Origin of the sequence: Sphingomonas sp. Leaf37 (assembly GCF_920939475.1) — a bacterium.
Classification (GTDB): domain Bacteria; phylum Pseudomonadota; class Alphaproteobacteria; order Sphingomonadales; family Sphingomonadaceae; genus Sphingomonas.
Window position 1 is genome coordinate 91,936 of record NZ_CAKLAX010000005.1, and the last position, 12,974, is coordinate 104,909.

11 protein-coding genes are annotated in these 12,974 nt (G+C 63.2%); 5 read left to right on the forward strand and 6 right to left on the reverse strand.

Annotated elements, in window-relative coordinates:
- Positions 1-162 precede the first annotated feature (162 nt).
- A complete protein-coding gene (locus tag LRA87_RS16670) occupies positions 163-423 on the forward strand; it encodes a hypothetical protein (RefSeq protein ID WP_230781733.1) in 261 nt (86 codons plus the stop codon).
- Between the two features lie 286 nt (positions 424-709).
- Positions 710-4,681: a tetratricopeptide repeat protein gene (locus LRA87_RS16675; protein WP_230781734.1), complete on the forward strand. Its 3,972-nt coding sequence runs from the start codon at positions 710-712 to the stop codon at positions 4,679-4,681.
- A gap of 704 nt (positions 4,682-5,385) precedes the next feature.
- Here LRA87_RS16675 and LRA87_RS16680 read toward each other — a convergent pair.
- Entirely contained in the window at positions 5,386-6,123 is a 738-nt protein-coding gene (locus LRA87_RS16680; RefSeq protein ID WP_230781735.1) for a ParA family protein, read from the reverse strand.
- 1,358 nt (positions 6,124-7,481) lie between these two features.
- Positions 7,482-7,874, reverse strand: a complete 393-nt coding sequence (locus tag LRA87_RS16685) for a DUF3768 domain-containing protein (protein ID WP_230781736.1) — start codon at positions 7,872-7,874, stop codon at positions 7,482-7,484.
- A gap of 247 nt (positions 7,875-8,121) precedes the next feature.
- Here LRA87_RS16685 and LRA87_RS16690 point away from each other — a divergent pair, with 247 nt between their 5' ends.
- Complete coding sequence (locus LRA87_RS16690; protein WP_230781737.1) at positions 8,122-8,448, forward strand: hypothetical protein; 327 nt, start codon at positions 8,122-8,124, stop codon at positions 8,446-8,448.
- Positions 8,449-8,642: 194 nt separating this feature from the next.
- Here the strand turns inward: LRA87_RS16690 and LRA87_RS16695 are convergent, their stop codons facing one another.
- Positions 8,643-8,807 carry a hypothetical protein gene (locus LRA87_RS16695; protein ID WP_192003422.1) on the reverse strand — a complete coding sequence of 55 codons (165 nt, stop codon included), beginning with the start codon at positions 8,805-8,807 and terminating at the stop codon, positions 8,643-8,645.
- 728 nt (positions 8,808-9,535) lie between these two features.
- Between LRA87_RS16695 and LRA87_RS16700 the strand changes: the two genes are divergently transcribed.
- Positions 9,536-9,760, forward strand: a complete 225-nt coding sequence (locus tag LRA87_RS16700; RefSeq protein ID WP_230781738.1) for a hypothetical protein — start codon at positions 9,536-9,538, stop codon at positions 9,758-9,760.
- A 94-nt stretch (positions 9,761-9,854) separates the two neighbouring features.
- Here the strand turns inward: LRA87_RS16700 and LRA87_RS16705 are convergent, their stop codons facing one another.
- From LRA87_RS16705 to LRA87_RS16715, 3 genes are all read right to left on the reverse strand, one after another.
- Positions 9,855-10,265, reverse strand: a complete 411-nt coding sequence (locus tag LRA87_RS16705) for a single-stranded DNA-binding protein (protein ID WP_131534417.1) — start codon at positions 10,263-10,265, stop codon at positions 9,855-9,857.
- An 816-nt stretch (positions 10,266-11,081) separates the two neighbouring features.
- On the reverse strand, positions 11,082-11,249 hold the full coding sequence (locus tag LRA87_RS16710; protein WP_230781739.1) for a hypothetical protein: 168 nt from the start codon (positions 11,247-11,249) through the stop codon (positions 11,082-11,084).
- Between the two features lie 189 nt (positions 11,250-11,438).
- Positions 11,439-12,398 carry a DUF2493 domain-containing protein gene (locus LRA87_RS16715; RefSeq protein ID WP_230781740.1) on the reverse strand — a complete coding sequence of 320 codons (960 nt, stop codon included), beginning with the start codon at positions 12,396-12,398 and terminating at the stop codon, positions 11,439-11,441.
- Positions 12,399-12,646: 248 nt separating this feature from the next.
- On the opposite strand from LRA87_RS16715, the gene LRA87_RS16720 reads away from it, so the two are divergent.
- A complete protein-coding gene (locus LRA87_RS16720) occupies positions 12,647-12,853 on the forward strand; it encodes a hypothetical protein (protein WP_230781741.1) in 207 nt (68 codons plus the stop codon).
- Positions 12,854-12,974 lie beyond the last annotated feature (121 nt).

Below are 12,974 nucleotides of genomic sequence, written 5' to 3' on the forward strand. Positions count from 1 at the left end.
AAACGCGGAGGTGATAAATGATTGACTGTGTGCTTGCCACAAGTAGCCTTCGGTCTTGTGGTCCCGGCGCAAGGCATTTGCACGATCAGTCATAACTCCCTGCCATCTCCTGCACTGCCCGCAACATGGTAAGTTGCTCTCTATTGGAACCGGATTCGAAGAATGGCCCGATCAAGAAACGTCGTCGATCTCGCAACAATCGAGGCTCGGCGGGAAGCTCTAAAAGCGGAACTCGCTCATCTGGACGAACAGGCAAAGGCGGCGGAGCAGACGGCTCGGGACGCTGGTCGTCCGGTTCTTGCCGCAGCGCTCGAGCGGGTTAAAATCGCAGCGATCGACAAAGCAGATGCCCGGGCGATCGCGACGGCAATCTCGAATCACGGCGGCAAAGCGGTGGCCACCCAACTTGCGTCGCTCGTCTAGGATTATCTTCAGCTTCGCTCGAAGATAGCCTGTCTACCAAGCCATAAAATGGTCGCGTCGATCGGCAATTGCGCCGAGCGACCGTCATTCCCGGGCGTCCAAACCACTCGTCGCATTCCCACTCTCGGTTGTCTCGCTCCACCTTCGTTTTTGGAAAAGCTGGCATCTGGCGCCGGTCCGTTACCACATTGCGCTGGACGCCTGCATGCGCGAGGAGAACGATAGAAGAACTTAGCGCCATCCCAATCGTGCTTGGCAGCGTCCACCAGCAGCGGAGACATCCGGTTTGAGTTCGGCGACCGTCATCGGCATCCCCACCGACGAGAAGGTGTTCGAGAGCAATTGCGTGCCTCTGTTCGCAGGCATCATTAACGATCCGAACGTCAAGCTGTTGGGTACGCGTGGCAAGAAGCAATTTGGGCTGGACCTGATCGGGCGGCGCGATCGGGATCCTGCCCAGCCGGTGGGAATTCAGTGCAAGCTTATCACCCGCGGCGCAAAGCTGAGCGAGAAGATCGTTCGCGCCGAGGTGACGCAAGCACTCGCGATCGTCCCGCCGCTGACCGAATTCTATGTCGTCACGACCGCGACCGACGAACCGGCGCTGGATCTTCTCGCGATCACGCTGAGCCAGGAGCAGGCCGGCGTAGGGCGCAGGATTGATATCCAGGTGTGGGGATGGGACACGCTGCAGGATAAGATCCGCGCCGACCCCCGCGCACTGGTCGCCTTCGACCCGGAGTACAGCGCGTCGACGAACAAGCTGTTGGCGCTCGGCAACGAGAGCGTCCAGGGCCAGTCGCAGCTCTACGCACAGAACGAACGCCTCTTCCAGCACATGGAAGCGATCAGTGCGATCATCGCTGTGGGGCCGGTCGATACGGCGCGAAGCGCATTCGAGCAGCATCTCGATCTTCAGGTCGATCAATATCGCGACCTGATGAACGCGGGGAAGTCGCGGACCGCGCTCACACTGCTCGAAATGCTCGATGGAACCCTGGACGCGACGCGTTCGGCCGCGATCCGGGCGCGGGTCAAGGCGAACATCGCCCATGCACGCCTGCGGCTCGGTGACGAGGCACGCGGTGCCGACCTGCTCGCCGAGGCCTATGCGCTCAACCCGGCGGATCCGAAGGTGCGCGCAAACTATATTCTCGCACTCTCGCTGCAGGGAAAACTCGAGGAAGCATGGCAGTTCGCCGAACAGGTGCTGCGCGACGATCCGACCAATTCCGGCGCGGCAGGGCTCGCGTTCCAGGTCGCATCCATGTCGAACGAAACGCGTGACCCGCTCGCAATCGTGCCCGCCGCACTCCTCGACGATCTCAATGTCAGCATCCATCGCATCAGCTATCTGCGTGCCAAAGATGCGCCAGACAACTGGTGGCCGCTCGCGGCAGAGACGCTGGTGCGCTTCCCAGACGACGGAACCGCGATGCGCATGGCGGGGGACGCGCTCATCGATGAGGCGCTGAGCGACCGTTCGCGAGAGCGTCGCAGCTTTCTGGCAGAGGGACGGCGCAGCAAGCTGATAGCGGGTGCCGCGCTGTTGCAGCGGCACTGGGATACCGTCCGTCTGTACGAGAACGCGACCGACCCGAATTGGATCATGGTCTCCTACAATCTGGTAACCGCCTACCGCGCGCTCGGCGAGTTCGATCGCGCCAAGGCCACGTCCGATCAGATGCTCGCGCTTGGCAGCACCGATCCTGAGACCTTTCTCACGGCCGCATGGGTGGCGATCGATCAGGATGCGTTTGCCGAGGCCGTACGCCTGCTGCGCAGCGGTCCGTGGACTGCTGCGGCGACGCTGCCGCTGCTCGTCGCCCTCTCCAACCAGAACGAATGGTCGGACGTCCTCAAGACCGCGACGCCTGAGCGTCGCACAACGCTCGCGCCGCCGGATCGCCAGCTGTTCGATACGCTTCTCTTTCGCGCCCGGCACGCCGCCGAACCAGCCTTCGATCTTGCAGAAGCGGTCGATCGGTTGCTCGAGGCATGGCCGCTCGGCGTCTCGGCGCACATCGCGGTCGCCGATATCTACCGACGCGACAAGCAGGAGGACGCCACTCGGGTCGCCGCGAAGGCGAAGGCACTGATCACCGACCAGGCAAGCTATTCCGACCGGGTCATGTTCGCTCAGCTCTCGCTGTTTCGCAAAGCCTGGGACGACGTCATCGCAGTGCTAGACGGGCACGTGCGGTTGGACCAGCCATCGGACGAACTCGGATGGTTGTCCCTGGCTTTTGCTAATGCAGGCCTGCGCCCGAGAACTGCGCAGTTCTTCAAATCGCTCGGGGCCAGCGTCATCGCTCAGTCTCGCTTCTCCCGCCTGGCAGGCGCGGCTGAACACCACCGTGGAGATCTGAGCGCAGCCGAGCGGTACCTGCGTACCGCGATCACAGCGGATCCAACCGACCTTCGCGCCCTGCTGCTGCTCGCCAATACACTCGTGCGCGCCAATCGCGAACCGGACGCGATCGATCTCATACGGCAGATCGACGACGATGCGGTGACGGGCTCGCCGGACGACATGATGCGCCTCGCCCACCATCACCGCCGCAACGGCGACGTCGAGCGCGCGCTTCGTTTGGGGTACACGGTCGCTGCCGGTCACCGCCAGGTCGAGGAGGTGATGGCGTCCTATCCCGGGCTGATCTTCCTCGACGAAGCGTTGCCCGCCCCGATTGGGCGTGCCGGCCCCGCTCAGCCGGATTTTTGGTTCGAACTCGAGGGTCTCGATGGAACGCGCGACGCCGCCGGCGTCATTGATGCCACGCTGATCGAGGGGGTCGACAGCTATGCGCCCGACCATCCGCTCGCTGCCGCGCTCAATGGCATGCAGGTCGGCGACGAGTTCGTCATGACCGCCGAGATCGGAACCGATCGTCGATATCGGGTTCGGCAGCTCAAACATAAGTACATCTGGCTGCTGCATGACATCATGGCGACCCACGCCGCGCGTTTTCCGGACGCCACCTCGTTCGTCGAGATGTCGATGAAGGAGGGCGACGTGCAGCCGGTCCTGGACTTGGTGCGGGACTATTCGAAGAAGGACGACATCGTCGTCGACACCTATGCCGACTTCCCCGTGCCGCTCGCGGCCGTGGCCGCGATGTCGCACAAGCATGTTCTCGCGCTGGCGGAGCATCTTAGTGCGAGCGGCAAGAATCTGCGGACGTGCATCGGTGCGCAGGACGAACGTGATGAGGCGATGCAGTTCGTACGGCGCGCCCGGGGCAAGGGTGCTGTGCTGGATACGCTGACGGTATGGCAGCTGCGCGAATTGGGGCATCTCGCCGCCGCCGAGACCTACTTCGGCCGGCTTTGCATCCCGCGATCGACCTTCGACGAAATCCTCGAAGTCCGCGCCAAGATCGAATCAAATCGCGGCCGCGAGTTCATGACGATGGGCTATGACGGCGACCAGGCTTGGCGCCGGGTCCATACGCTGGAGGAAACCGAGGCGCAGCTCGTGATGGTCAACGGTGTCATTGCCGACCTCGAAGCGCATTGTGAGATTTTGCCGGTAGATGGATCGGACGACACCCGGCTCGAGCAGCTGATGGGTGCCTATAGCGCTCGCAAGATCTTCGACCCGGCTCACCTTGCTAAAGCCCAAGGCCTCATCATCGTTTCCGAAGATTTGAACCTGCGCCAGTTCGCGGCGCAGCAGAAGGTGATTGGCGGTGCCTGGCTCCAGGTCGTGCTGCATGTTCTAGGTAGCGAAGGCGTGGTTTCCGAAAAGGATTATCTGATCGCGGTCGGCATGCTCGGCGCCATGCGGCACGATCATGTCTGGGTCGACGCGAAGATTCTGATCGGCATTTTGACACTGGATGATCCCCGCGCCTTCGCGCTGTACGAGGCTGCGATCCGCTTCATGGGCGGGCGGAAGGCCGAGATGCGATCGCACCTCGGCGTGACGCTCGATCTGATGCGGACCATCTGGCTGACGGCGCTACCGGACTGGGAGCGGGGCCGCGCAATCGGCAGGCTTTTGGACCAACTGGCGCGCTCGCGACCAAATGACTGGAAGGCGGTGCTTCATCTAATTGATGCGAACCTTGGCGAATTGGCGGCCGAGGGAGATATTCTCGCCGGTCGGGGCCGAGACTATCTCACCGGCTGGATAATAGGGCACTTCCACGATCTCGATGCGATTCGATCCTACGAGAAGATCATCACCGAAATCCGGACAGCACGTCCTCTACGGCGCGCGAGAAAGCGAAACGCGAGGCACCTCAAAACGACTTAGCGATAGTGTACTAGTTTAAACGAGGCTTCAGGTTGCGCTCGCTTCACGCGACCCAGCAGGATACCCCGAAGCAGTCTGACGGCGCCAGATGAGGCTGCCCCCTCCCCTGCCGGCCCACCACAGATTGCGTCGTGTTGGTGGCTGGCGATCGCCCGTGCGCCACTGCACCCGGGCGCCGCGCGTACGGTGTTTCGGGCGCCGTCGCGGTTCTGCCAAGCGAGGTATCACGCCCTATCCATTCGATCGTGGGGCCGCCTTTAACGAGGTTCTGCAGCGCGCGGGCGGTCAACCAGGATTGCGTTGCGTCGCCGCGCTAACGGCCATGCAAGGCCCCTGCCCTACCTATTGACTAGCGCCATCGATCTCGCGTTCGTAAAGCAAGAGCGCCGCATCAGCGACGACGTCGGCGAGCACGCGTTTGCGTGCCGGGTCCGCGTCACGAAGAGCATAGAGTCTCGCAGCGGTCTCGGGATCTACCCTCACGTTGATCGCGATATTGCGATTGCCGGTTACGCGTGGCGGCCGTTGGAATGTCCCGGCTTGGGGACGCTCTTGAGGCACGGGCGCCGCTACAGGCGGGGCAGCTACAGCTGGGACAGCCGGACGCGACGGAAAGCCGGCCCCGTCGCTGATCTCGCGTAGCTTGGCTGGATCCTTGTTCGGGGGCGTATCATCGAACTCCGAGAGATCGAGCCGGGACCGGGTCATGCTGCCTCCTTCACGGTACGCGCCTTACGCAGCCTTGCGATCACCGCTGCCGCATAGGCCTCGGCGTTCTCGAGCGCTGCCTTCATGTTACCGACGCCTTTGTCGTTGATGGTGCGAAGCGTTCCACCAGCGGCGAACATCGCCCGATAGGCCTCGCGATTGTAGATCATGACGGGAAGGACTGGAATTTCAGCATCGTTGAACTGCTCCGCGATGTCCTTCTGATTGTTCGAGCGCAGCGCCGGCGGGATTTGGCTGAACAGGATCGCATAATCGATCTCTGTCCTGGTACCGCGCGCCGTCTGCTTGACGAGCTTGATAGCGCGGGCAGCCTGGGTGGCATCCAGATGCGACCCCTTGCAAGGAATGATCACCAGATCGCTTTGCGCGATTGCGAACGTGACGGTCGCGGTCGCCGCGCCTTCGAGGTCAACGAGTGTGAAGCGCGCCTCCGACGCGCCCCTCTCGATCTCATCGATGATCGCGTTTTCGTCGCGGCACCCGACGACAGTTATCGCATCCGGTCGTCCCGGTAACTGGCCCCAGTCGACCAGCGGAAGGTTCGGGTCAGCATCGATCAGGCGTACGGTACCCCCCGCCTCCGCCAACTCTCCGGCGAGCAACAATGTCGCGGTGGTCTTGCCCACCCCGCCTTTCGGCGACACGAAGCTGATGACTGGCATGCTGCTCTCCCGTTGCGGCCAGGTTGCTACCATGTAGCAGCCAGCGTTCATGAAGCGGCTGTATCGCAACCTAGCAGCTAGCGTCTAGCGACTTTGACGCAATCTGACAGCGAGCCGCTTGCGGTATGATTGCGATTTGACCGCAACCAGGCCGCGATTTGGATGCGAGTTTATCGCGATCCAGTTGCAGCTTGGATGCGACAATGTTGCGGTTAGAAAGCTACATGCACGCGATCTGGTTGGTAGCAGGTTGCTGCTTGCTACCAATTAGCGATACGGATCCTTGCGATACCGCCGAGACGCGGTTGTAAAGACGCGAGGGACAGGGCCACACCGTGTATGAACATGCTACGTCATAGCTATCGGGTTGCTACCCGAACGCAATCCGCGATCATGTCGCTACAAGGTCGCTAGCTTGTTGCTACCAGGCGGCTACCAGACGAAGGAACAATTCCCCCAGTTCGCGTGTCGCCAAATCAACTGATGAATCCGCAGTGCCAAGCCACATATCGACAAGAGATTGAGACGCCGAACGCGACAAACACGATAGGCGTTCACCAAAGCGCAAAATGGCGAAATCGATCGTGAAGTACCCACGGCCCGATCTCGTTCGACACGACCTGCACCAAACCAGATATAACGACGCTCAAGACGAAGACCCAATCCTCTAATCGGGCGGCCGAAGCCGCCCGGACGATGTTCATTCCTCCCAGAGCGGCTTGAGCTTGCGGGTCCGCTTTACTGCGGGGAGGGCTGCCCGCTCGGGCATCCCGTGTGCTGCGATCTCCGCTTGGATGCTTGCAAATTCAGCGAGCCATGCCTGGGTGCGTGCGGTTTGGACGTGCATGTGAACCTCGGTCTGTTCGTTGAGACGGATGCCGACTGACGATCGGGTGGGGTCAGGGTCACAGGACCGCGCAGCGGCCGCGCGAGCGGGGCGTGGGGGTGCCGATTTTGTCGTGGCCGAAGCGCCGCGAAGGCCGCGTCAAAATTGGGGGAACCGCGCATCCTTGACGCTGGCTCCGCCCGGTCGTCACGATGGACAGAGTCGACGACAGAGCCTTTCCGACGTTGGTAGGGCAGGGGAGGCGCCGACCCACGCGACGGTCTTGCCTCCCACACGCACCAGTCACCCTTCCCGGACAACCGTCGATGTCCAGATAGCGACCGTCAGCTCGCCTCAACCAAATTCTGCGGCAAGTCGTGAGCGTTGATGCCTCGATCTTATAAGAGAGAATGCCGCCTTCATGACGGACGTTGCCACCAGCGAAGTCGATCCCGCGTTCCCGTCGCGCGCGCTCGGCTGCGCTCATCTCGGGGCGTTGAGTGGGGAGGGGGGCCTCGACTTTCGTGATCCGATCCTCTCGGCAGAACGAAGAGCCCCGGCGCCATCGCGCCGGGGCGGTACGTCATCGTTCGTCGACGCGCATGATCGTGAGGATGCGCGTGGTCTTGAAGGGATCGGTCGGATCCTCTGAGCCCGCACTAAGGTCGTGATTGTAATAGTCGATCTTCCAGTAGCAGTCGGCGCCTTCAAACCGGAACCGGCCCAGGTCGTGCTCGCCGTACGGGTCGATCGCTTCGTCGAAGGCAGCAAAGTCGCGAACCGCGCGGAGCAGCTCCGCCCGCTTGCGGAAGTTTCGGAAAAGAGTGACGTCGCCGATCAGGTCTGCGATCCCGCTGGTCATCACGACACGGTTGTTGCCCGGGGCGGTGAGATGCTCGCGCAGCCAGTCGTTGAGGCGGGCGATCTCCGCTGCGCCACCCTTGGTGTGGTTCGATTGGGGCGTTTGCTCGGCCATGATGGTCTCCTGCCATTGACCCCGACGATCGGGGCCTTTCGACAGGCGACAGGACGGCCGGGGCATAGGTTGCTCGCGCACCCATAGGGTCGCAACGGAGTGGAGAAGCCCGCTGGCGGGCTTGCGCGGGGGGGCGCCCCGGCCAGGACGTAGAAGCCCGAAATGCCGCGCGGATCGTCGACAGAGTGAGACTTCAGGTCCAGGCTGATGCTAGACGACCACGCCGATCGGGGCGTATCGTTCGACCATGGAAACGGCTGCCAACATCGTTGCCCTGTGGCCCCGCTGGATGGACAGCGTGGGCGATATGCTCAGGATGAAGGCGTTGGTCCGGATCCGTTGCTGCAAATGCGGGACGTTGATGCGGGCCGAGCTGGAAGACATCGTGGCACGCCACGGCTGTGACTATTCGCTCGTCGACAAACTGGAGCGCTGCCGGATGGTCGAGTGCGAAGGGTCTACGTTCTATCTGGCGTCGCGAACCTATGGCCGGGAATGGGTGACACTCCTGCGCGACCCGCGGCTGATGAAGGTGTTCGAGGAACTGCCGCCTGTCCGGACGGCGTGGAGCTGATTGCCCGCCTCCAGACGAGATACCGTCTCAATTTGAATTCCGCACCCAAGCGGTGGGTAGAAGGGGGCAGAAGCTCTCTGTCCAGCAGGGCTGCCGTGCTTGCGTAGCCGGGCCGGGGCGGGCTCGATGCCCGCTCCGGCGCCTTCACGGTTGACGAGCGGAGAGGGGAGGGGGGCCGAAGCCCCCCGGGAGACTCAGGCGTAAGGGTCGTACTCGTTGACGATCGTGAGCGAGCTGTCGTGATCTTCGGCGGTGATGACGCAATATTGGGTGCCGACGGCGATGACCATGGTTGCCACCATCAAGGTTCTTGCAAGGCCCATGGCGTTTTTGCGGGCGATCCAGATATCGTTGAACATGTCCGAGGCTCCTGTGAAGCCGGCGGGGTTCATCCCCGCTCGACAGGCGCCCGACAGGACGGGGAAGGGCCGCGATCACTTTTTTCGCTTGCGAAAAAAGCCGTAGCGAAGCGCCCGGACCCCTTGCGGGTTGATCGTACAAGGCCCTGAGCCGGCCCAAGGATTGCGCCTCAAGAGCGGGGTGAAGCCCGCCTGCCCGGAACGTCGTGCTCAGCGTTGGTTTGCCGGTAACGCGCCCCCTCGCAGGCGCGGTGGACACCTGCCCAGTCCGTGCCCCCTCTCCGCGCTCCAATGTCGACGGGCGCAGTGCGCTGCTCGGCGGTGCAGCCCCGGCCGGGCCAAGATGGAAGGAAGTTGCCGCTTTCTGGAAAGAAGTTTCCGCGCTGCGCGTCCGTCAGTCGATCGTCACCCGAACGGGCCGAGACCGGCTCCGGGCTCGGTGGAGCGAAGCGGAATAGAGCGACGGTCCCGGCTTCGCCGGGAGACACCAACTCGTCTCGAGACACCGACACAGGCTACCCGGCTTCATGATAAGGCTTTAGATTGAATGGCGATCCCTACCGTCCCGTATGAATTGGTAGTCGACGACGATCCGCTCATTCTCAGGCATGTATGCGACATTCCGGAGGGAGCGGGTTTTCGCTTTCACGAAGCGGGTACGGGTAAAGAGGCCAAGACCTCCTGAGCGATCATACCGACAGTGTGACGCCCTGTTTTCAGACGTGGCGATGCCCGGCGACAGCGACGGGCGCGTGCTAACCCATTACTTTGCCGAGCATTGGCCCTGGATCGAGATCGTGATCGCAAGCGGCAACGTGACGCCATGTCCGGGGGACATGCCCGGCAAAGCGACGTGCATCGGCAAGCCTTTCGACGATCGCATGCTCCAGCAACGTCTCACGGAGACGCTGCCGGACAACAAGCAACTCGAGCAGCGCAAGCACGCGGCTTAGCTGGGTCTTCGTGAACTTGTGACCTTGCGGTCCTGATTGCCGGTGAACGCGAGAAGAGGCCCGGAGCGCCAGCTCCGGGCCCGTCCTGCCCCCCTCAGAAGGGTACGTCATCCGCCTCATCGTCCTGCGCGGCGCCTTGGCGTTCCTGGCGGTTCTTGCCGTAGGAGAGGAAGGTCACTTCGTCGGCGATGATCTCGACACCGTAGCGCTCGATGTTCTGATCGTCGGTCCAGCGGGTGTAGTGGATGCGGCCCCGGACCATGACCTTCTGGCCCTTCTCGACATACTGCGCGACGGTCTTGCCGACGCCGTTGAAGCAGGTGATCCGGTGCCATTCGGTGTCCTCGACCCGGCGACCTTCGCCATCCTTCATGGTCTTGCCGTCCTGGTCGCGCTTGGGGCGCGAGGTGGCGAGGGAGAAGTTGGTGATCTTGGTGCCGCCCTGGGTGGTGCGTACTTCAGGCGTGGCGCCGACGTTGCCGGCGAGGATGACGAGGTTCTGCATTTCGAGGTTCCTTTTTTGCTCGCCGGGGGGTCCGTCCCCTCGACTGAACACCAAAAAAGACGGCTAGGACGCCCTCTCCACCGGAAGCGCGAAGACGCGCAGGGGAACCCCGATCGAAGGGGTGGTGCGGGCAGCCGTGGCACACGGCAACTCGGCCCGAATGATCGCGGGTTGGAGGGGGTGGACGGCCGGATTAGGTCGTTCAGGAAAGAGAGGGGATGGACCCCCACCGGCGGGCAAGGGACATGGAACCGTGAAGCAGGACGCCCTTGTCGCGTTGCCCGTCCGGCAGTGCCACTATGCCTTGATCCCGCTATCCGGGCGGACCTGACACCCTCCCTCGCTGGTGCTCGCGCCCTGCGCCGGTGTCTGTCGTGAAGGATGATGGTCGCGGCGTGGACCTTGGTACCGTCTTTCGCCGTCACGGCGCGCGCGCGTCGTGCGTGTCGAGATGACGATGGGGGGGGGCGTGCTGCGCAGCACCCCGCCCGGACGGCAGGAACCGAACGCGGCTGTCGTGATTCCGGCAGCGCATCCCCCCTGGCATAGAGCGGCGAAGCCGGCGCAGAGACCAACGCGGTGAGGTGGCGTGCGGCCTCAACGAGAGGCACACGGCGCGGGGCAGACTCCGGCCTCGCCCCACGGAACCGCTCCGCGTCGGAATCGCGATGCGGGCACGGTAAGCCCCCGTCAGTCGATCGTCACCCGAATGGGCCAAGATCGGCTAAGGGGCTCGGTGAAGCGAAGCGGAATAGCGCGCTGGTCGCGACACTATTGGCCCCGAACCTTCGCGAGCTTGCCCTTAGGAACCAGTCATCACCGCTCGGCTGTTCGCCCTGGGAAGCCTGCACGACCGATCATGACCTCGACAGCGCGATCCGCGTCGTCGTCATGCAGGCGGGGGCCGGAGCCGGCGACGGTGACGGTGACGGTGACGAAAAGCCTCTTGCCGCTCGCGCGAGGAGCGCTGCGATTGTCCGTCATGACGACGTGGCAGGTATCGCCGTCAGACGAAGCGCGAAACGCGAAACGCGAAGCGACCGCAATGCGCAGCCGTCTGTTACGGGTTGGGCGAGGCATCGGTTTGCTCCCAGATGGGGTGGAAGTGAGTGGAATCTGCGGGGAGGCGGCAAAGGGCGAGGCCGCTGGCTTTGCCAGCGGCCTCGCCGAAGCTCAGGCGACCTCTCGGTCGCGCTGAGCGTTCTGAGCTGCGGGCGGGGTCCCCAGCGGACCGCGACGATCGACCACGCGAATGCCGGCCTTCTTGGCGTCGATGACCAGACGCTCGGTCACGCCGTTACCCTGGAAGGCGATGACGTAGCGGGGCTTCAGCGAGAGCATCTGCTCGTTGCGACGGAAGCCGGCACGATCACCCAGCTTGCGATCGAGACCGAAGCGGACTTGCTGGATGCCGTTTTGCTCGGCCCACGACGCCGCGATGCGCTCGATCCCCTTCATGTCGCCGCCATGGACGAGATACATGTCGCCGACACGCTCCCAAACCGCACCCAGGGTACGCAGCAGATTGTCGCCAAACGCCTTCATATCCTCATCGGTCCGGAAGGTCAGCCGTCCCCCGGCAAACACTACGGGCGTGCCCTGTGCAGTGTTGGCGTCGCGGACCCGCTCGCGCCGAGCCTGGAGGAAGGCGCGTCCGTCAACGATTGCCGACGTAACCCCGAGCGAAATTCGGTTGCCGGTCGACGGGATCCAGGAACGGCCGGTTTCGCGGATATAGTGTGCTGCTGCGGTGTCGCGCATGTGTTCGTAGCAGGTGGCGGCTTCCTCGATCTTCTTGGCAAGGTCGATCTTGTCCTCGAGGTTGGCGGTGTTGATCTCCGAACCGTCCTGCTCGGCCAGGAGGAGCCTGATCTCGTCGGTGAGACGGTCGATGATCGCGTGCTTCTTCGCCGCGGCCCGGTGGAAGAGGTTGACCAGGCCCCAGCCCATCTCCTCGATGTCGCGCTCGAGCGACGTATTCTGGAGGGTTGCGAACAGGTCGCTCCAGATGGCGGTGGTGGTCTGCTCCAGTGCTTCGGTCGAGGGCGGGCACATGCCTGAAATGTCTTCGGCTCGGGGTTCGAGGTGTCCAAGCTCCAGAGCGGAAAGTGCGGCAGCGAGGGAAGTGGTCATGGGGTCAAGCCCTTCATCTGATCGAGGCCGGCGGCCTATCCGCCGGATGCGCACCTCCTGGGCGGCCGAATGAGAGGCGCCCGCACCGACGCGAAGCGGAGGGAAGCCGCAAAAACCGGGGTGGTGCGGGCAGCCGCAAAGCGGCAACTCGGCCCGGATTTTTGCGGTTGCGGGGGTCTCGCGGCCGCCCATGTGCCGCATCCCTCTGGCGGAAGGCTGTCGGGCGTCAGGTGGCGTCGGGCGCAGACGTGACCACGCTTGCTGCTACGATTGAAGTGGGGTTCAACCCGAACGTCGCAACGTCGTCGAGAAGTGCCTGCCCCGTTGCACACAAGCGGACCATCGCCGCTGGGGTGATCCGTGGGCGCTCCATCGGCGCCGATCGCATCGACCATGATGCGGATCTGGTCGACCAGATCCTCGCTCCGGGTCGCGGCATAGCCCGCACGCCGTAGCTTGCGAGAACAGGCCCGGGACGGGCAGGACGGAGGCATCGCCGCCATCCGGGACAAAGCGCCAAGGATCGACGTCCACACCTTCAGCGACAAGCGCTGACATAAGTGGGATGCTCCGTAT